Origin of the sequence: Amphibacillus sp. MSJ-3, from assembly GCF_018919165.1 — a bacterium.
In the GTDB taxonomy this organism is placed as follows: Bacteria; Bacillota; Bacilli; order Bacillales; family Amphibacillaceae; genus Amphibacillus.
The window spans coordinates 131,709-152,369 of record NZ_JAHLQM010000002.1; the positions used below are offsets into that span (position 1 = coordinate 131,709).

Annotated in this window: 16 protein-coding genes; 3 read left to right on the forward strand and 13 right to left on the reverse strand. The window is 37.0% G+C overall.

Going from position 1 to position 20,661, the window contains the following annotated elements; all coding sequences use genetic code 11:
* The first annotated feature begins 29 nt into the window (after window positions 1–29).
* Window positions 30–809 (forward strand): PHP domain-containing protein, encoded by a 780-nt coding sequence (locus KQI76_RS01385; protein WP_216398508.1) that lies wholly within the window; start codon window positions 30–32, stop codon window positions 807–809.
* Window positions 810–908: 99 nt separating this feature from the next.
* On the opposite strand, the gene KQI76_RS01390 is transcribed toward KQI76_RS01385, so the two are convergent.
* The 11 genes from KQI76_RS01390 to KQI76_RS01440 form a co-directional block, all read right to left on the reverse strand.
* Window positions 909–1,796, reverse strand: coding sequence for a carbohydrate ABC transporter permease (locus KQI76_RS01390; protein WP_216398509.1), 888 nt, complete (start codon window positions 1,794–1,796; stop codon window positions 909–911).
* Between the two features lie 18 nt (window positions 1,797–1,814).
* Window positions 1,815–2,714: an ABC transporter permease gene (locus tag KQI76_RS01395; RefSeq protein WP_216398536.1), complete on the reverse strand. Its 900-nt coding sequence runs from the start codon at window positions 2,712–2,714 to the stop codon at window positions 1,815–1,817.
* Window positions 2,715–2,845: 131 nt separating this feature from the next.
* Window positions 2,846–4,408 (reverse strand): extracellular solute-binding protein, encoded by a 1,563-nt coding sequence (locus KQI76_RS01400; RefSeq protein WP_216398510.1) that lies wholly within the window; start codon window positions 4,406–4,408, stop codon window positions 2,846–2,848.
* A 374-nt stretch (window positions 4,409–4,782) separates the two neighbouring features.
* Window positions 4,783–6,255, reverse strand: coding sequence for an SGNH/GDSL hydrolase family protein (locus KQI76_RS11980; RefSeq protein WP_216398511.1), 1,473 nt, complete (start codon window positions 6,253–6,255; stop codon window positions 4,783–4,785).
* A gap of 157 nt (window positions 6,256–6,412) precedes the next feature.
* Window positions 6,413–8,941 carry an exo-rhamnogalacturonan lyase family protein gene (locus KQI76_RS01410; RefSeq protein WP_216398512.1) on the reverse strand — a complete coding sequence of 843 codons (2,529 nt, stop codon included), beginning with the start codon at window positions 8,939–8,941 and terminating at the stop codon, window positions 6,413–6,415.
* Window positions 8,942–9,000: 59 nt separating this feature from the next.
* Window positions 9,001–9,681 (reverse strand): YesL family protein, encoded by a 681-nt coding sequence (locus KQI76_RS01415; RefSeq protein ID WP_216398513.1) that lies wholly within the window; start codon window positions 9,679–9,681, stop codon window positions 9,001–9,003.
* A gap of 21 nt (window positions 9,682–9,702) precedes the next feature.
* Window positions 9,703–10,398 (reverse strand): DUF1961 family protein, encoded by a 696-nt coding sequence (locus KQI76_RS01420; protein ID WP_216398514.1) that lies wholly within the window; start codon window positions 10,396–10,398, stop codon window positions 9,703–9,705.
* 5 nt (window positions 10,399–10,403) lie between these two features.
* The gene (locus KQI76_RS01425; RefSeq protein WP_216398515.1) at window positions 10,404–11,081 is read right to left on the reverse strand and encodes a rhamnogalacturonan acetylesterase; all 678 of its coding nucleotides are present in this window, start codon (window positions 11,079–11,081) and stop codon (window positions 10,404–10,406) included.
* 124 nt (window positions 11,082–11,205) lie between these two features.
* Window positions 11,206–13,506, reverse strand: coding sequence for an AraC family transcriptional regulator (locus KQI76_RS01430; RefSeq protein WP_216398516.1), 2,301 nt, complete (start codon window positions 13,504–13,506; stop codon window positions 11,206–11,208).
* Between the two features lie 20 nt (window positions 13,507–13,526).
* Entirely contained in the window at window positions 13,527–15,368 is a 1,842-nt protein-coding gene (locus KQI76_RS01435) for a rhamnogalacturonan lyase (RefSeq protein ID WP_216398517.1), read from the reverse strand.
* Between the two features lie 17 nt (window positions 15,369–15,385).
* Window positions 15,386–17,176 (reverse strand): glycoside hydrolase family 35 protein, encoded by a 1,791-nt coding sequence (locus tag KQI76_RS01440; RefSeq protein WP_253288748.1) that lies wholly within the window; start codon window positions 17,174–17,176, stop codon window positions 15,386–15,388.
* 415 nt (window positions 17,177–17,591) lie between these two features.
* Here KQI76_RS01440 and KQI76_RS11985 point away from each other — a divergent pair, with 415 nt between their 5' ends.
* Window positions 17,592–17,999, forward strand: coding sequence for a cupin domain-containing protein (locus KQI76_RS11985; RefSeq protein ID WP_371817633.1), 408 nt, complete (start codon window positions 17,592–17,594; stop codon window positions 17,997–17,999).
* 56 nt (window positions 18,000–18,055) lie between these two features.
* Complete coding sequence (locus KQI76_RS11990) at window positions 18,056–18,448, forward strand: helix-turn-helix domain-containing protein (RefSeq protein WP_371817634.1); 393 nt, start codon at window positions 18,056–18,058, stop codon at window positions 18,446–18,448.
* Between the two features lie 117 nt (window positions 18,449–18,565).
* Here KQI76_RS11990 and KQI76_RS01450 read toward each other — a convergent pair whose 3' ends face one another.
* Both KQI76_RS01450 and KQI76_RS01455 read right to left on the reverse strand, forming a co-directional pair.
* A complete protein-coding gene (locus KQI76_RS01450) occupies window positions 18,566–19,417 on the reverse strand; it encodes a protein phosphatase 2C domain-containing protein (protein ID WP_216398518.1) in 852 nt (283 codons plus the stop codon).
* Between the two features lie 147 nt (window positions 19,418–19,564).
* Complete coding sequence (locus tag KQI76_RS01455) at window positions 19,565–20,428, reverse strand: ROK family protein (protein ID WP_216398519.1); 864 nt, start codon at window positions 20,426–20,428, stop codon at window positions 19,565–19,567.
* Between the last annotated feature and the right edge of the window lie 233 nt (window positions 20,429–20,661).

The window sequence follows — 20,661 nt, forward strand, 5'->3', positions numbered from 1 at the left end:
AGATTTAATCAATGAATGGAGGAACAACAATGAAAATAGACTTTCATAGTCATGTTAAGATTTCAAAAAAATCATCCTTTATGCCGAAGTATTTCCAAGAAATGATGCAAGAGGCGAAAGAAAGTGGCCTTGATGCTCTCGCGATGACTGAGCACTTTAATACAGATCGTTTTTATGATATTTATGATTATCTGGCTGACAACTATACTTACGAAAATAATTATTACCTTGTCGATGGATTAAAGCTATTTCCAGGCATTGAAGTAGACGTAAAAGAAATTGGACATATTCTTCTAATCGGTGACCGTGAGGATATTATCGCTATCCGTTCATCACTTGATCACCATATAGGAAAGGATCAATTCATTCCCTTTGCAGAACTACTTGATCTCGCTGATCGTTTCAATGTATTGAAAATAGGTGCTCATGCCTTTCGTGAGAGCACACCGCTTCACCATCATGATTACGAACAACTTAAACGTCTAGATGCATTAGATCTAAATGGCAAAGATCTTTACACATATGGAGTGAATCCTTACTATGATAAATTGACGTCGTTTGCTAATCAACTTGGCTTACCAATTGTTGCGGGAAGTGATACCCATCAATTCTTTCAATATGGCAGTGTCTATAATACATTTGAAACAGCGTGTGACACGATTGATCAGTTAAAAAATAATATTGAACAAAACCAGTATAAAATTGAGATTTCACCTAGTCTTGATGTAAAAGTGAAATCAGCTATATTTGTTAAAAAAATCTTAAAATCCCTGTTAAATAAAGATGGCGTAATTGAAATGGGTGTTTAATAGACGCGTTTCACCATCTAATCCATGAAAAAAGCATATATTAGTTAATATGCTTTTTTTCATGGATATTTAAAATAGAGGGTAAGATCGAAAATGCCATTATCCCTTCACCGAACCAATCAAAAGGCCCTTTGCGAAGTGTTTTTGTAAAAACGGATAGACACACATAATCGGCAATGTTGCAATCACAATAATAGCAAGTTTCATTCCTTCTGCCGGCGGAATATAGTCTGGATCCATATTTGCCAAGGCACTCGGATCGGAAGCGATCGTTACTTGCCTCAATATTAACTGTAAAGTCCATTTCGAACTATCATTCAGATAAAGCAATGGGCTCATAAAATCATTCCAAATCCCTACCGCATAAAACAAGGCAAATGTAGCAATAATCGGCTTTGATAAGGGTAAAACGATCCGCCAAAAAATCCCTATTTCTGAAGCCCCATCAATCTTGGCTGCCTCCTCAAGTTCCGTTGAAAAATTTTGAAAGAAGTTTTTAATAATAATGAGGTTAAATGGATTAATGGCACCAGGCAAAATTAAGGCCCAATAGGTATCAATTAGCCCTAGCTCCTGGATCACTAGGAAAGTAGGGATCATTCCACCGCTAAATAGCATGGCAAAGATAACCATATTAATGAGAAATGATCTGCCTCGTAATTTTTTCTTTGAAAGTGGATATGCCATTGTAAAGGTGAAAAATAATTGAACTAAGGTACCGACTGCTGTCACACCTATAGTGACTATAATACTTCGAACAAAAGCTTCAGAAGAAAAAATAAATCGATAGGCTTCAAATGTGAATGTTTCAGGTATGATGAAGAATGCACGTCTAGCTAATTCTGGTTCAGTTGCGAATGAACCAGCAATAACATATAAAAAAGGTAGTAGAGTGATAATCGCTACGAGACCTAAAAATATAAGATTAAAAACGTCAAACACACGACCTGGTTTGGTATTATGCAATTTATGAATACTAGCACTCATTGTTGTTAAGCTCCCTTCCTAGAAAAGACCACTATCTTCATCCACTCGTTTAGCAATAAAGTCTGTTGTTAAAATTAAGATAATACCTACAACAGATTTAAAGAGACCAACTGCTGTACTATAGGAATAGGATCCCCTCGTTATACCAACATTGTAAACATAAGTATCAAATACATCCGCTACTGTACGGTTTAGTGGATTCATCATTAAAAAGATTTGGTCAAATCCTGTATTAAGTACAGAACCCATATTTAAAATCAACATGATGACAACCGTACTTCTAATGGCTGGAAGTGTAATATGCCAAATACGTCGAAACCTTCCTGCACCATCCATAATTGCCGCTTCATACTGTTCAGATGAGATATTTGACATAGCCGCTAAAAATATGATCGTTCCCCAACCAGCACCTTTCCAAATGCCTTGCAAGATAATCAGTGGTCTAAACCAATTGGGATCTGCCAAGAAATTGATGCGTACACCAAAAATATTTTGCACCAGCTCAACAATCACACCACCATCTACCGAAAACAAGAGATGCGTTAAACCAACAACAATTGTCCACGATAGAAAGTGTGGAATATAGACGGAGGTCTGAACCAATTTTTTATAAATTGAATGTCGTACCTCATTTAACAAAACAGCCAAAATAATCGGAGCAGGAAACCCAAATGCTAAACTTAAAAATGAAATCCATAATGTATTGCCTAATAACCTTCCAAAATCCGGACTATTAAAGAACTGAACGAAATGATCAAATCCTACCCAAGCACTATCTTTAATCCCCAAAAATGGAACATAGTTTTTAAAAGCAATGACCACTCCACCCATTGGTAGATAACGGAAAATCAAAAAATATAGAACACCGGGAATCAGAAGAACATATAACCATTTATCTCTAACCCATATTGTTTTCATAGTTTCGCGAAACGATTTTTTCTCAATCTTTAGGCTTGGCTCATTAACAGTTAAGTCTTTCAAATCTTTTCCCTTCCTTCTTTAACGAGGGTGACAAGCTAAATCCCTATATTGTCACCCTCACTATTGCTTTAATCCATCATTTCTCCGTATAGTTCCGTTAATTCATCAATGAGCTCTTGACCACCACTGTTATACCATAAATCAACAGCAGCATCCCAGCCCTCTCGATCAATTTGACCTGCCAAATACTGAATTCTGGCATCTTCAATAATCTCATCTAGTTGTGTCCCTTGAGTCGTATAAATATTAGAAACTAATGATGCAGCTTCGTTAAATACAGCGTGTTCTTCATTATCCTCCATCAATTGATAACGCTTAATTGCTAAATCACTATCCGCTTTTGGTTTATATAAACCATCACCATACATAGCCATTTGATTCATTATATATGGATTTAGAGCGACAGCCTCTTCTGTCTCTAACGGAATAACGTAGCCCTCATCATCTAACTCGTAATTAACTCCTTCTATACCATTATTCAATAAATTAGCACCTTCAGGTGAACATAACTGATCTAAGAATGCTAAGATTTCATGAAGTTCTTCCTCTGTTTGCACACTTGATTTAGAAATAGCTAAAAATCCTGAGTATCCATCAGTTGGATGACCATATTCCTGACCATCAGATGCACGAAGTGTTCCAGTTATCTCAACAAAATATTCACTTGGGTCACTACCATCACTACCAGCTTCATCAGCAAATAAACCATTCACTGACATCGCTCTTGAATAGACATCAATAATTGCTCCACCACGTCCAGTGAACATTGCACTATCCCAATCGTCCGGGCTTAAAGTCGTAAAGTCCTCATTGATTACACCATCTTCAACTAACTGTCTTGCTAATTCTAAAGATTCCATGTATTCATCTGTTGTAAAGTTCGGGATAAATTCACCATTTTCAATTCCCCAAACATTTGGTGCTCCCATCCAGACAGCTAAAGTATCAAGACTTCCATAATAGGTTGGAATGATTAAACCAACTGTATCATCGACACCGTTTCCATCCGGGTCATCATTTGTAAATGCATATAGTACATCAATGAATTCATCAACTGTTTCAGGGACGTCTAACCCTAAATTATCAAGCCAATCCTTTCTTAAGATGGCTGTTGAACGCATAATATCTCTACTACGATAAAGCCCATAAACTTTACCGTTGACTGAAGCATTTCTTTGGACGTCTTCATTATATTGACTTAGAAATTCATAATCATCCAGATAATCAGATAGCTCCCAAAAGGCTCCCGCTTCTGCTGAGTTCAGAAACCCTGGTGTTTTTCCCTGAATGACCATTACTTCAGGTATATCATCAGAAACAAGTGTGACGTTCATACGATCCTCATAGTTAACATTTGGGACCCAATTAATATTAATCTTCTTACCTGTAAACTCTTCTACGGCTAACTCCCAATCATTGTCAGCTGGTGGGGCTGTTGTTTCAAAAGTAGGGGCCATAATATTAATTTCCTCAAAATGGACTGTTTCTTCTCCTTCTCCATCGCTACCTCCAGCTCCATTTGATGATGCGTTATTTTTTGAAGCATCATCACTGTCACCACATGCGGCTAAAAATAAGAGTCCAAATAAAACAACAATAAACAAAACTCCCCTTTTTCTAATTGAATTCATTTACCTGTCACTCCTTCAATCAATTTGTTGGTCTTACCTTTCAACTAACTCACAACTAACAATAAAGCGCTTTCAAATTTCCTGCAATAAGAGATTTTTGCATCCTTGCTAGGCTAATTAAAAAGAAGTCATAAACGTTGATATCAGCGTTTTATCACTTCTTTGCTTTAATTAGACTTTTTTGCTTTTTGAGTAAATCTGATAAAGAAAAGCTGAATTCGCTAGGGGGTTCCCTTCATCCTTCACTGAGTATCCGATGAATGAATCCAGCTTTTACTAACTGTTTGGCCACATTTATAAGCCAGCCATTTTTCTTAGATGATTGATGTGGTGATGTCGAGGAATCATAGTCAGTTAATCTGCAGGAATACAGATTAGAACAGAGCTTCCTCCGCGAATGACGCATCTATTGTTGTTAATCTTTTGGCTAAAATAGAAGCCACCATTTTCGCTCCTTCCTTTGTAAAATGGGTATGGTCATCATACCCTAGCGAAACTAAGTAAAACTGTTCAACCCTTGCCACTTCTAGTTGTTGATAAGCTTCGATTGTATCAACCATTAAATCGATGATCTGAACTTGTTCTTCTAGGGCTACTTCCTTCATCGCTTGACAATAGGCTGCAAAATTATTTTTATAACGGCCATTCTCCCTTGATAAGGTTGGAACAGGTGTAATCAAAATCAGAGTGGCTTCCCTCTCCCTAATATAATCAATGTATTGTTTCAAGTATGCTTTATACTCATTGTTTGGATCTGTATAACGCTCGGGCTTATCTTTACTCGCATCATTATGCCCCATTTGAACAAGGACAAAGTCAGACGCCTTAATGACTTCATCCAGTTGATCAAGTCGGCCCTCCTTAATAAATGACTTCGTACTTCTCCCACCGATCGCATAATTTTGAAAGTCGATTTTCGCTGTAAAATAGTGATCAATGTATTGGCCCCATCCTGCTTTCGGTTCTGATTTATCTGGATAACTTTGAACTGTAGAATCACCGATTAAGACAACTTTCTTTGTTTTGGCCAAAGATACTGTTTCACCTGGCTGAATTGCTTTAATCTCACCATTTATATTAATCCATACCGTAAGTGCTGACGGATTATAAGCAAAACTTGTATCCATGCCTATAACTAGTTGCTTAGCTGCCTCCATATAACGAACGATTTCGATATTGGTTGCATACCAAATATCCGATTGATTCGCAATCATTTGTGCAAATTGTTCAATTAAATCCCAATTATCATCTCGATCAAATTCAAAACTATGTCCCCAAACATACATCATGTAGAGGTATTGTGTTTTGTACAATTCTTTAAATGCCGCACCCAATTCAAGTAATTGGTGATTATGATGACAAGTTGCTTGCCACTGAAGATAATCCTCAGGCATATTAAAATTCCCTGAACTCCCCACTGTTCTAGCGTATTTTATCCCTAATTGTGGTAACAATTCCTTTATCGATTCATTATATGATCCATTTGGATATGAAAAACCTTGCACCGGGTTACCTGTAATCTTTTCTAAAAAGCGTCGATCTTCAATCACTTGAAGTGCAACATGTTCTATCGGCGTTCGGGCAATTGTTGGATGTGTAACTGTATGACAGGCAACCTCATGACCTTCATAAATAGATTTAATATCATAGGCCTGAATATAATCATCATGGATCCTATTTGAAGAACTCTTTGGATCGATAAAACCTGAGTTCAAATGAAAGCTACCTTTTAAATGATATTTATTAAAAATCTCAATTAGCCTTTTATCTGCACCACGCCCATCATCATAACTAAAAGTCAAAACTTTATGCTTTCCCTCGGGAAAACAAATATGAATTGTGTCCATTAACGTCACTCCTACTCTATTAAGTTTAGACCTATTTTTTCGCTAGCTGGATTAAAAAATTCTCTCTCTGATGCCCTCTTCTTCACTAAATGTTAGCCCACCCATTCGGGGCCTCGCTATTGTCGCTCCCCGCATCTAGCCTAATACTCTTCTGGTATTATTGAGATGGAAAGGTTTCGTCCAGTTGGTCCGGGATAAATCGTAAACACATTAAAACGTTTAAGCCCCATTGTGATACCGTATTTGTCGTTACCCAAGGTATTTCATCTAAGGTCTCCCAACTGTTTGTTTGATCGATTACGACCGGAAGCTTAATATCGCTTAAGGATTCATTTAGAAGTAGCTGCCAAGCCTGTTTCCCTAATTCCTGATCGTCAAATCTCGATGCTGCATAGGCAATTAGACCACTCGCAAACATCGGCCAATGGAAGTAATCACCTTTTGACTGTCCATTAAAAAAGTTTAGTTTCTCATCCTCAGACATGGCATATACCTGTCCAAACTCCGCAATCATATCTTTGAATGCTTCATCATTTAGTAAATCAGCTAACTCTAACCAAACTTGTGGAGCACCAAAGGCAATCACCATATGATAACTACCCTCATCGTTATTAATAGGTATTAATTCGGATGTCCTTGTATCATAACAATATGTTGGCCCTGTCAGTAAGCGATGTGGCATTTTCTTCAATGTATTTAAACCTGTTAATATTTTTTCTAAGTAAACGCGCTCTCCTGTTCTCTCCCATCTTGACATCCAGTTAGAACTAAGGGCAACCCAATCTGGTCCAACTCGTGCGTGAGTTAAACCTACCTCTTCTGGGAAATGCTCTCGCATTGGATCAAGCTGATCAAGCGTTTGATCCGCATCTTTTACCTCATCTAATAAGTCAAGCATTCTTTCATCAGCCGTTAAATAATAATAATATTTATATAAACAGGCCATACTGATCCGCACTTCTTTACAGCCACAGCCCCAATGACTGACATTATGCCGTGAACCTAGCCCTTTATATTCACCAAAGTGGTAACGATCAACTTCACTATTATGTCTCGTCATCGCCTCAATCAATCTAAAAATCTCTGGATTACCCGTTCGGAAAAAACTATACCAAAGCCATAGATTGGGGACTAACTCTGTATTTTGCCAAGCATAACCACCCATATCATAGAACCATTGTTTTCTAGTCGCATCATAAGTATGCATGATATCACCATAATTCCAGTATCCATACCAATGCCTTTGCTCAATTTCCCTTTGGTAAAACAAAAGTAGCTGATCTAACTGTTCTTCTAAATATTTAATCTTAGGATTGGACATTTCCTTTAACGGCCAAATTCCAGTTGCACCAGACTCATAATAATATTTAGGATCTGAGATTAGTAGACTTGGTTTTTGATAGTCATGTGCCAGGTCGAATAGCATCGTTTTCGATGGATGACTAGCAAAGAAAGTAAGATAGGCCTCACTAGTATTTGCTATTCCCACAGGTGTTGCCCGCATCTCATCAAAACCTTCATAAGCACTTTTAACATGGGTCTCATTTGAATAATGCCTTAGGTCCATAGCCTCTTGATCTGGGGACCAAAACCAGATTGATAGTGTCGTCAGATCCTTAGCTACTCCACGTACTCCTAATTGACTCGGGTATTTCTCATTAAAATCTTTTAAACCAATTGAGATTCCACCATTTTCCCCACCCACATATAAAAGACCTCGCGTTTGATTAATCGTTGGAATATCCACCCAGGCTTGCTTACTACTTGTTCGCTTTCTAAATCTCCCACCCTGGTAGGAAGTCTGCGTAAATTTAAAATCCTGCCAAACTGCTTGGCCTTTTGCCTGATTAAAAATAGCTTCAGTTTCTTTAGTAGGTTGAACAATCTCTCCATCAATTTGTTTTCGATAGAGATCGGACTGTCTAAATCGCCTTGATGCCAATAATTGAGCAGGTTCATTATAAATACCTGATTTTGTTGCTAGACGAATATGTCTATTATAGGGCGATCCAGTTAACTTTGTTGATAATTCTAGACCCAATCCCTTAATAAAATGTTGATCAGGATTGCCATTATAAAAGAAAGTGTGGATGACTTTGATTTGCGGTAATTGATAATAGAAAATTAGTCGAATTGTAAAAGGGCATTCATTCTGTTCACCACAAACACCCTTTATCTTAACAGTCACCTGTAATGGCCCTTTTCTCTCAATAACAAGCTTACTTATTTCACCAACTAAGACCTGCTCAGTTGTTATCCGCTGTCCGCCTTCTAGCTGACCTTCTTCCATAACAGCAACGACTTGACCGTCCCTTGCTACTAAACTTCCATCACGATCCACTATACGTTTTATTAGGTAATGACCGGACTTGGCTAAACTATACTTAAGACAACCTATATCAATCATCACTTCAGTATCGGTTTCCGAAATTGTTATTCCATCTTCACAGACCGATGTATCATCTTTAATCAGGTTAAATTCTTTTTCTTCTGTTTTATCGATGACGGTTGCGTGTGCCGTCCATTTTATACTTCCATCTGGCCAAAAAGCCATTGGCCAACTTTGAACAGGGTATTGATTAAGTCGAAAGTGACTTAAGTGTGTTAATACACCCTGCTTCCAGGGCAATCCAAAAGTAACCCCACTCTTAACTCCCGGTGCACCCTCTAACCATTTGACTTGCATATTGCATTCCCTTCCTTCACCTAAGTTGTCTTAATCCGCTACCTATCAATCACATATAATCAGGATAGCCTTTTTTCCTCCACCTCAACGTTTGTTAATGACCTGCCTAGTTTTTCTTCAACAAGTCGATCATTACGAACAAAAGACGAATAAGTTATCCCCATCAATCCATATGCTAGACAGCTAACACCTAATAATAATGAAAATGGAAATAAAACATTAAATAAATAGCCAACAATGATTAACCAAACGACATTTAATAATGTTGGTAATGGATGTGCTATAGCAAGAACAAATGATTTTTGAAAGTATTCCTTTATCGTCAACTTATAGTGAACATAAAGTGGTGCAAGATAGGTGGCCATAATCGTTGTTATAATTGCCAGAATAACTGTTGATACACGAATAAACTGAAAGACAAGTTCAGTCCGTAAGGTGGCATATCGGTAATTAACTAAAAACATAAAGTAGACAAAGATAACGATTAACCCGATAATATTACCTTTTATAAAATTATCCTTATATGCCTGCAAATAGTCTTTAAAAATATGTTGATCATTACCTAATTCTTTTCTTAACCACTTTCGAATCACATGATAGAGGGCAATCGTACTCGGACCAATCCCAAAGATAAAGGCACCAATAAGTGTAAAACTAAACCAAAGTAAATTTAAATAAATTAACCGATAGACAAAGTCAAAAGCAACATATAATTTCCCCAGTACTCCATCATCATTCATTGGATCACATCCTCTAGTAGATTACTCTTCCCTGATTGCTTTATATACCTTTAACTGACTATAAGAAGCTTTCATCGGTGCCATTTGCCGAAAGCCTACTTTTCCTCCTGAATATATATTTCCAAATGTTTTTCCATCATCTTGCCATTCCAATACAACCAAATCATTGACAGAGAATTGCACAATATCTCGATATTTGATTAGCCTCAATTGATAATCTGTTCTAGCATCTTTTACATTTGGAATTGGGTCAGCACCTTGGGCAACTAAGTGGAAACCCGCACTTTTCCTGAGGTTACATGTGCAAAATGCTCGTTCTTCTTCCCATTTCCTTCTAAAATAAGATAAGTGTAAGGTATTGATTTCACCTGAATGATACTGGGGATAATGCCCATTCCGTTTAGGCAAAGCTGGCGAGAAAATATCCTGGCCTTCTTTTCCAGTAGCTGAAAAGAAAAACATACATAAACCTGGTTCTCTAAGCGGTTTAAAGTTCCATTCAACAATGATTTCATCTGGAAAATCCTTTCTACACCAAAGAACCCAATGTGCGAAGTCACCATGTTCCTCCGGATCCATTTCATTTTCAAGGATTAGCTTTTTATCTTCAAAACTTGTCTTTATAGAGCCTTCCATTTTGAAATCGGACAAATCCTCTGCCTTCGCTAAAGGATTGTGGTAAATCAAATCTCCCTTAACAAAGTTAAATTGTTTCATTTGTTTCACCTCTCAATTGATTTGATGTATTTTCCAAGCGGATGTTGATTCTTTTTTAACTCTTCACAAACAAGTTGCCCAATTAATCTTGCCCCCTCAATTGAAAAATGGGTATTGTCCTCTACTCCTTCGGGATAATTAACATGTTCGTTAGGCCTTAACCAAGTAAAGAGTTTCTTCGATTTCTCCTCACCATAGTCTTCGTATAATTCCTGCGTTTGCTTCGATAAATCAATGAAGGGAATCGATCTACTTTGGGCTAACTCTCTCACCGTCTCCGAAAATTCACCTAAGGTATTTTTCAATTTCCCTGTTTGATCAAAGAAACGTCTATGAACAGGTGAAACTAGAATAGGATCGGCACCGGCTGCTTGAACCCTGTCTAGGTAAATTGTGAGCATAGTTCTGTACCTTTCCGGGGTCTTGCTTCCATATTCTTTTTGATCATTATGACCAAATTGAATAAAAACATAGTCACCAGGTCTTATTCGATTCAATATATCATTAAGCAAGCCGTCTTCTATAAAGCTATTTGAACTCGCACCACCTTTAGCCATATTGACAACGCTTACTTTATCTCTTTCAAAAAACTCCTGGAAACATTGCCCCCAACCAGCCATCGGATATTCATGTAGCGGACAATTTGCTACCGTTGAGTCTCCCGCTAAAAAAATAGTTAGCATAATCACACCTCTTCTATAAAGTGAATCTTTGTTCTGCAGATGCCATCTCTATTGAATATTAGATGAAGCAGTCGGATCTTTACTAGCCATTTGACAATAAAAGATTCCTTCCTTATCTCATCACTTACGGCCAGTTTAGGCTGGAAAAATTCGAAATTTGAGTAAGGTTAGCCGTTTGTTGCATTTTTCGATATTGGCCAGGCGTCATGTTGGTATGTTTTTTAAAGATTCGATTAAAGTAACTATGTTGGTATCCAACTGATGTTGCGATCTCCTGAATCTTTATTGTGGAAGTACTTAACAAATGCTTCGCCTGTTCAATCCGATAATTTGTCAAATAGTCAATAAAGTTAATCCCCTTACACTGTTTAAACATTTTACTCAAGGTATATGAATTTAAACCTAATTCATCCGCGCATTGGTCAAGTGAAATATCATACATATAATTTTGTTCGATATAGGTAGTCACAATATGAATCATCTGAGTTTGCTTACAAATCAAATGATCTTTCCGCTTCATGATAAACGGTTGGATAACATCGTCTAGTAAAATAGCTTTAAGAGTATCCATATCATAGGCATGGATAAATTCCTTAACGATATTTTTCCCTTCAAATAGTTCAAATGGGTAGATACCTTCCTTCATAATCCGTGCTTGAATGGAGCCATAAAGTTGAATAAAGTTATATTGAATCGAGCGCTCATCATATTCCTGAATAGCTGCTACAAATTGGTCAACCCCTTCGGTAACCTGCTCCATTTCAGAAAGATCAATCGCCTTTAAAATTCGCCGTTCTATTTCAAATGGGTAAATATCGCCTGCTTGCTCTGAATTCTTAATTACACTCGGCATATGAATTAAAACGAGTTGATCATGTGCACGAGTTTTATATTTCCGTTGTCTAATTTTCTCAACGGCTTGTGTCAAATCACTAAGGTCTTGAACAGGTTGACTCAAATACATAATTGCTAATTCAAATTTATGATCTGCCTTAATAGCTGAATATAACTCATTTATTTGTTCTTCAAATTGTTCATTATCTTGAATAATAAAAATAATACCAAGAAAGTGATCATTAAAATGGATCACGTAATAGCTCTCATCAAAAATGTTATTCATCCATTTGATGATATAACTTTGATGTTTTTTACTTGAAACTTGAATATCCAAATAGCGCAATGTTTCATGATCTAAATAAATTTGATATTGGGCAAGTCGCATTCTTAGTTCTCGTTCACTCTGGTTCTGCAAAAAACCCTCGACTAATTGAAAAAAGAAATTACTAATTAGTTTTTCATTTAAAGTAGCGACATGGTTCTCTAACAATTCCTTTTCATTATTTAGTTTCTTCCAATTGGATTCAATTAAATGAAAAGCATCCTTATTAGATAAGGCATTTCCTTTAAATAGTTCTAAAATCTTTTCAACCGGTCGGTAAATGGATCGGAAAGTCACATTTGCAATAATAAAGGATAGGACTAGACCTATTAAACTGATAATCATAATGGTTTGGGATAATTGGTTAATCGGTTTGGTCATAAAAGAAATCGGAACGACAGATATATAAAGCCAATCTGCATTTACCCGATTAATCGTTCCTGAAGAAACCGAATAGTCCTCCCCTTCCCAATCAACAGTAAACGAATCATTTCCAAGTCCTTGTTCAATAAGAACTTCCTCAACAAATCGATTACTCTTCATATCAGATGAAATCAACATTCCACTTTGTTTATCCACAATAAAGGAAAAACCCTCACTCGCTAAACTTAAACCATCAATCATTTGCAATACAGCTTGTTGATTGAGTTCAACAATAAATGAGACATTTGTTTTTTTCTGATTTTGAGCAAATGTAGGTATATTTTTCACAAGTACAAGCGGAAACAAGTGATGATCTTCCTCAGACATTAGTAAATTCTGATCCCAATAAAAGGTATCCTCTTTTTGGAGATAATATTGGTAGTTAGATAACTGATCATCCCCCGTCCAGCGGAATTGTGGATTAAAGACAAATGGGGTTTCGCTATTTACAAATAAACTGATTCGCTCAATCAAGCTATTGCCATTTTGCTTAGAGAATAATGATCCCGAGATTTCCCTAGCAAGTTGATACTGGTCTTGAAAGTTTATTTGGTCAATATTATTATTGAATAAATTTTCATAAGACCAGTAATTCAAATTTACTTCTAGACTCTGCATTTGTGAATCAATATAATCCACCTGGTTTATTATTTGTTTCTCGTGTGTTTCAATGAAATCCTTTTTTAACTGACTTACACCAAAAAAATTAATTAAAATCCCAATCAGTAAGCTTGGTACACATAGAAATAATAATAGTAAGACAATATTCTTTCTCTTGTATTTTCCTATATGCGAAGGCGTCTTCAACAATCTGTGTCGGATACGGTCTAATCCTTTTTTCATAACCTTCACCTTCTATTTCATTATTTTTTTCGAACCAGTTTAACCTTAGGTAGAGGAATTTGCATAGCAGATTGATCAAAGCCAATATAAAAGCTAGGATGTGGCGGTTGATTATAAGCAACATTTTGCCAAGCAATAGCTACCCGATATTGACTATCATGCATAAGTGTATATAGGCGATGCTCACTTAGATCTGTTGTCGTAAAGACCCTTAATGCACTTGAATCTTCAAGACGCCAGATGACTTCTTCACGCCAATCACCGAATAAATCTGCCTGTAAATTAGGATTCCCTTTCGTCCCATTATTTGAAAGCGTTCCATCTGCCCTAAGCAACAAGTCTAATTGCTCGGTTTCCCAATTCCATTTCATGATCGTCCCAACTCCCGCCTGAATGGCTGGGTCAAAATCATGGTCTAGTATTTCCCTCCCTAAATCACCATCCCACCAAATAACAAAATTTGCTGGCGGAATCGGGCCTTCAATAGGATCCCCTTTACTCGTATAAAAAGCTTCCGTCCCAGCAACGCGATTTGATTCCTCTGGAGCATAGCCCCAAAGTTGTGCTCCTTTAAATCTTGGATCAATATCAGCAGCAACACCCCTACCAATATCCTCTCCATCTGACGGGAGACTAAATAATACTTTTCCTGTTTTAGCATCATGAAGCTCAAAACCATGTTCATGCGGGCTCTCTTCATGGGTCATAAAGATTTCCAGACCAGGATTATCTAGATCAAAGTCACCGACATGCAGCGCATCTCCATGACCAAACCCTGTTGAATATAGAAGGGACCCGTCGTGATCAACAACTGCTGAACCATATATGATTTCATCAAATCCATCATTGTCGACATCAGCTACACTCAGCGAATGAGCACCTTGCCCTGCGAGTTTCGGCATATTATTATCGGAGTCAGCACACCAACGTTCAACTAATTTCTTATCGACAACATCATAGGCGACTAACACAGCCCTTGTGTAATACCCTCTACAAACGACCGCACTTGCTGTTTCACCATTTAAGTAAGCTACTCCCGCTAAGTATCGATCAATTCTATTTCCGTCATGATCACCCCAGCTTCCCGGGACACCCCGATCTGGCTTATAATCAATCGTATCTAAAGCTTTACCTGTCCGCCCATCAAATAAAGTTAAATATTCTGGGCCATCAAGAATGAATCCCTTCTCATTGCGATAATCCTTCGATCGATCACCAATGACATTACCTTGACCATCAATGGTTCCGTCTGCCGTTTTACAAATTAATTCAGAAACTCCATCACCATCAAAGTCATAAACCAGAAACTGTGTGTAATGAGCACCTGATCGAATATTGGGCCCTAAATCAATTCGCCAGAGCTTTTCTCCTTCTAAGGTATAACAATCTAAATAGGTATGACCTGTATAGCCAGTATGGGCATTATCTTTTGCATTACTTGGATACCACTTTACGAAGACCTCATAACGACCGTCCCCAGTCACATCACCAACTGATAAATCATTTGCTGAATATGTATAAGGTTCACCATTTGGTGTTATCCCATCAACTGGTTTATCAAGTGGAATATCAAAGTAATTCTGATCTAAAACAGACACTTGATTTGATTCCTCTACTCCATTTCGAGTGATAGCTCTTACCACATATAAGCTATCTACTTTTCCTTCTTTATCTAGGTAATTACTATTCTGAGTTCGATCGATGTGATGAATTAATTGTCCATCTCGGTAAATTTCATATTCTGCATGATCAAATTCTTCAATTGAAATACGCCAGCTTAGAAAAACACCAGTTTCTGTCTTTATTGCTATTAAACCACGGTCTAAATCTTCTAGTCTCCTAATTTTCCCTTGCTCATTCATCGATGATAACCTCCACTTTACGCATTTTGGATAATTGGTGATTGAACAAATTCGATCTGACCTGAGGCTCTACCCTCAGTTTCAAAAATGATTAATTGATTTTCCCCTTGTTTTAATCTAGGTGACGGAACATACAAGGTGGCCTGTGGCCCTTCCTCCCAGAAACGACCCAAGTTAAAACCATTGAGAAAGACACAACCTTTCCCCCAACCAGGTAATGTTAAGTAAGTATCAGCCACTTCCTCAACATGGAAGGATACTTGGTAAAAGGCGGGTTGTTGTTGATGATAAGGTTTGGAAAAGTCTACTTGTTCTAGATTTGTTAAAGGTAATGAATAGTGCTCCCACCCAGTATGAAGATACTCATCAAGCATGACACCCGTTCTTATTCCTTTTCTTTGCTCATTTAAATATGGGCCAAAGTTAGCACGACCCATATTTTCAACTAGAATATCTAATTGATTAGTCTGATCTGCTATTAATTCAATCATTTGTTTCTTTCGAAAGCTATCACGATAAGCAGTAAACTGATGAACTCCATTGAGGAAAACATGGGCACGGTCATTGGCTCCAATTAATTTTATAGCTTGCGTCATCGATTTTCGTCCCAACTGGCTTCGATATAAAATATAACCATAAGCTTGATCTAAAGCTTCCATAGTCACCGGATGTTCGTGATATATGGGTTTTGATATGTCATCAATCACGCTAAATAAACTGACCTTCTTAGTAACTGGCCACTTCCCATATGCTTTTTTCTTAACTGGGGAGAAAACTTTTTCTTCGTCATTGACTTGGCCAATGACCGATTCTATCGTTTGCTTAAATGAGTAGAACTTATCCGTCAATTCGCCGGACTCATCTATTGGTGCACCATAATCATATGATGTTGTGGCGGGTGCATATTCCTCTTCTTGGTAACCATCCACTTCCTTTGCATAATAATTCGCCCCATTCATAAAACCAAAGTTCGTTCCACCATGTGCCATATACAAATTAACATGACCGATCTCAAGCATATCTTTTAAATCTTTATTCAATTCTTTAGGATTCCGAACCTGATGTTCACCACCCCAAATATTAAACCAGCCAATCCAAAACTCCATACACATTAATGGTTTATTCGGACTAAGTGCTTTTAATGCCCCTAATCGATCTTTTAGGTTCACACCACAATTGATGGTCGGTAACGCTTTTTCAGGAATAGCTCCTGCATTCAGAATACTTTCTCTTGTACTATCTGATGTCACTAATGGCACTGTGACCCCATAACCTGTCATCATATCCGCTAACTGATTCAAGTAACCTTTTTCATTACTGTAATAACCATATTCATTCTCAACTTGCATTAAGATAATTGGGCCATTATGATCAATTTGATACGGAATGATCCTTGGAAAGAGCTCGTCAAAATAGTCCTCTACATGTTGCATATAAGGTTGGTACAAACTCCTTACCCGCATTCCCGGATCCTTTAATAACCATGCCGGTAAACCGCCAAACTCCCATTCTGAACAAATATAAGGTGATGCCCTTAAAATAACATACAAACCCAACTGATCAGCAAGTTCGATAAATTTAATCAGATCATATTGTCCTGTAAATTGAAATCTACCTTTTTCTGGTTCATGTACGTTCCAAGGCACATAAGTTTCAATTGTATTACACCCCATCGCCTTGACCTTTTCTAAACGATCTTGCCAGTACTCTGGTACAATTCGATAGTAGTGAATCGCACCTGAGATCACCTTCAGTTTCTTCCCATTTAAATAAAAATCTTCACGAATAGACATGTTATCGTTACCCATCACATTTACTCCCCTCGCCAATCATGAATGCGCTTCCATTTATTTATTTCTAGTATACGCACATCCTATTAAATAGTCAACAAAATCAAAGGATAAACAACACAAAAGCACTAAACAAACATTGACTTTATGTTGGTTATTTAAATACTTATTTGTAAACTTGATCTTTTAGAACTTTAAATTGACTTAGCAAACATTTGATTTTAGACTGGAATTATTATGATTCGCATTTATCGATCTGAAAAGATTATTTAATCCTATTAACGAGGCACGCAATAGTGGCAATCTACCATCTAATGATTTTCCTTGCACAATGGAGGCTGGGTTCCTCTTTACCCTATACATATTGCTGACTATTTCCCATTTACCCCCATTATGGATAAACAATAAAATAGTGTCCAAAGGAGGAGATATCGTGGCACATGAATTCTATCAAGTCACTGAGAAGAAATATGATTCTATTCCCTTTAAACTATTGTATATCACACGATCCGCATATGATAAGGGTTGGAATAGCATCACACATACACACCATTTCACTGAGTTATTTTATATTGTAAACGGAAAAGGCTCATTCATTCTAACCTCTCATGAAATCCCAGTCCAAAAAAGCGATCTAGTCGTCATAAATCCAAATGTTGAACACACCGAACAATCTAACCCTCAAGATTCTTTAGAATATATCGCCTTAGGAATTGAAGGGATCTCTTTTTCCTTAACTGAAGGAGATAATCCCTATGGTTTATTCACTTATAAAGATGATGAAGCAGATATCCTCCACCATTTAGACATATTATTACTCGAAATTAAAGAAAAAAATTAAATTATGAGCGTGTTTGTCAAAATATCATTGAAATTCTCATTACAAAACTACTTCGAATGAAAGAGGTCAAACTTGAGAAAAGCATAGGTAAAAAGGTAAACCACACGATTGCCCTAGCGCAGTATTATATGACACAGAACTTTCAAGATCCAATTACTTTAGACACACTAGCAAAAGTAAGCAATATAAATAAATACTATTTAGTCCATCTATTTAAAGAAGAAGTCGGGATCACACCCATTAGATATTTAAATGAAATCCGAGTAGAAGAGGCAAAGATATTGTTAGAGACAACCAATTTAACGGTTGGCGAGATTTCCAACATCACAGGTTTCTCATCACAGTCCTTCTTCACACAAGCATTCAAACGTGAAACAAACATGACCCCTTCCCAGTTTAGAAAACTAAATAAACCAAAAGGAAAGGAAGACAGATCAACTTTACCCTGATTAGCGTTAATGACTTTAACTGCTTCATTAACTAATCATAGTTATCCTAAGTTTGTTGAGGGACTCACTAATTAGTTTCTAACAAAATTTAAAATAGGAGGTTGAATGACATAGCCATTAAGCTTCTTCACATACTGCCCAGATAAGTGTTGCATCATCCTTCATTTTAAGTCTAGGATAGCGATCGCAATTAGGATCCGATTCTTCCTTGATTCGAAGGCGATCTAATAATTGATGGACACCTTTGTCTTTAATATCTTTTATTAATCCGATCGGACCATCAGATAACTTAAAATCATTGAAATAGCTATCGACTCCATCGCTGAACAAATAGACTGATTTAACCATAGGATATGGAACCTTTCTATAAACAACCTTTTCTAGCACGATATCGGTAAAATCCAAGGCCTGATAGCCATCTTTTTCATTTCTTAATAACCTGTTTTTTATTAAAAGTTCTTTAACATAAGGTTTCGCTTCAATCATTGAAATATCGCGTTCTTTTTTTATTTGTTGCATCGTATTGACTACTTTATTGTCTAACTTCGATATTCTATTATCATAAATGAGCTCATATTTTCCTGAATGAAATTCAATCACCCCTGTACAGTCACCTATAGAAATAAGCTCAAGCTGTTGGTCAATCTTTCGGGCCATAATAAATGCTGCAGAGGGCATCTCAAGCTTACTAACATCTCCGATCTTTAAAGTTTTAAATTGAGCATTGATATGGTTTGTTAATTCCTTTAAAATAATTTCCGTTTTCTTATTTGATGCATTGGCTAGCTGTTCATTCAGAAATTTGCTCGCTGTTTCTACAAACCATACAGCATCACTTGAATAATTAGGAATTTGATTATTCGCCACCCCTGTAGCACCATCGAGGATAAACATATAATCATCTCCAAAACCAAGTCGATCTTCTTTAAAAAGATTCCCTCTGTCGTTGAAACCATCAATGACCTTCATATCATCTTCTCCTCTCCCAATATACTTCCTAATTTCCCAAGCCTTTCAAATGGGTATAATCAGTCTGTGGGATATTTTAAGAAGAACTAAAATTAGGCAATATAAAGATCGAGTAAAAGCTCCTTAGAGTGCTTCTACTCGATCCTTTTATTCCATTACTAAATGTAAGGCCCCTTTAATACCCGCTTCATCAGTTAACCCAGGTGATACAATGTACTCATCGATTTTATCCTTTGTTAAGTATGGTGAACTCACATAACCATTCAGCATGTCGATTACATTTTGGCGAATCAATGGGAATAATTGTTTTTGTTTCATGACCCCACCGCCCAAAATAATTCTTTCAGGCGAAAGAACATAAATATAATTTGTCAGTGCCTGCGCTAAATAATAAGCCTCCATTTCCCAAACATGAGGTAAATCAGCTAACTGATCACCTTTTTTACCCCAGCGTTTTTCAATAGCAGGTCCTGCCGCTAGACCCTCTAGGCAGTCTTCATGATAAGGACATGTTCCTTTGTAAGTATCCTTTGGGTGACGGCGAACCTTAATATGACCCATTTCTGGATGGGACAAGCCTTGTAAAGTCCGACCATGATAATAGGCACCCGCCCCTATTCCTGTCCCTACCGTAATATATAAACAAGAATCAACATCTCTTGCACTTCCGAATTTCGCTTCTGACATTGCTGCAACGTTTACATCTGTATCAATAATAATAGGGATATTTAGTTTCTCTTGTAATACAGCCCCTAAAGGATAATCAACCCAAGCTGTTTTTGGGCTTTGCTGTATTTGCCCATAAGTAGGACTGTCTTGGTTAATATCGATTGGACCAAATCCGCCAAGACCAAGTCGCTTAATCTTTGTATCTTTAAAGTAGTCGATAACTTTTGGTACTGTTATATCAGGATGTTCTGTTGGAATAACGATTTTATCAAGAATGTCTCCTGACTGATTTCCTATTGCCAAAACAAACTTTGTTCCACCAGCTTCAATAGCCCCTAGCATTTTTCACAACCCTTTCTTCACTCATACTCAAATCGTGATGTGCTACAAATAATGCAATACATCACTTTATATGTTAACATATTATTCTTTAATAACCTCAATCATTTTTATTTTGAGTCGTTCTTTTTCTATTTTTTTCTGCAGATTGTTCCAAGTCAGCAAATCAGTTATGGCCTGGCCCGATTGTTAAATCTGCTTTCTAAGTCAATTGAGTTCTCCGTTTGGTGAAGTGA

Coding starts and splice junctions, on each gene's coding strand:
- KQI76_RS01425 (WP_216398515.1), bottom strand. CDS start 11,081: ATGCTAACTATTTTTTTAGCGGGAGACTCAACGGTAGCAAATTGTCCG.
- KQI76_RS01450 (WP_216398518.1), bottom strand. CDS start 19,417: ATGAAGGTCATTGATGGTTTCAACGACAGAGGGAATCTTTTTAAAGAA.
- KQI76_RS01390 (WP_216398509.1), bottom strand. CDS start 1,796: ATGAGTGCTAGTATTCATAAATTGCATAATACCAAACCAGGTCGTGTG.
- KQI76_RS01395 (WP_216398536.1), bottom strand. CDS start 2,714: ATGAAAACAATATGGGTTAGAGATAAATGGTTATATGTTCTTCTGATT.
- KQI76_RS01430 (WP_216398516.1), bottom strand. CDS start 13,506: ATGAAAAAAGGATTAGACCGTATCCGACACAGATTGTTGAAGACGCCT.
- KQI76_RS01410 (WP_216398512.1), bottom strand. CDS start 8,941: ATGCAAGTCAAATGGTTAGAGGGTGCACCGGGAGTTAAGAGTGGGGTT.
- KQI76_RS01400 (WP_216398510.1), bottom strand. CDS start 4,408: ATGAATTCAATTAGAAAAAGGGGAGTTTTGTTTATTGTTGTTTTATTT.
- KQI76_RS11990 (WP_371817634.1), top strand. CDS start 18,056: ATGAAAGAGGTCAAACTTGAGAAAAGCATAGGTAAAAAGGTAAACCAC.
- KQI76_RS01435 (WP_216398517.1), bottom strand. CDS start 15,368: ATGAATGAGCAAGGGAAAATTAGGAGACTAGAAGATTTAGACCGTGGT.
- KQI76_RS01420 (WP_216398514.1), bottom strand. CDS start 10,398: ATGAAACAATTTAACTTTGTTAAGGGAGATTTGATTTACCACAATCCT.
- KQI76_RS01440 (WP_253288748.1), bottom strand. CDS start 17,176: ATGGGTAACGATAACATGTCTATTCGTGAAGATTTTTATTTAAATGGG.
- KQI76_RS01455 (WP_216398519.1), bottom strand. CDS start 20,428: ATGCTAGGGGCTATTGAAGCTGGTGGAACAAAGTTTGTTTTGGCAATA.
- KQI76_RS11980 (WP_216398511.1), bottom strand. CDS start 6,255: ATGGACACAATTCATATTTGTTTTCCCGAGGGAAAGCATAAAGTTTTG.
- KQI76_RS01385 (WP_216398508.1), top strand. CDS start 30: ATGAAAATAGACTTTCATAGTCATGTTAAGATTTCAAAAAAATCATCC.
- KQI76_RS01415 (WP_216398513.1), bottom strand. CDS start 9,681: ATGAATGATGATGGAGTACTGGGGAAATTATATGTTGCTTTTGACTTT.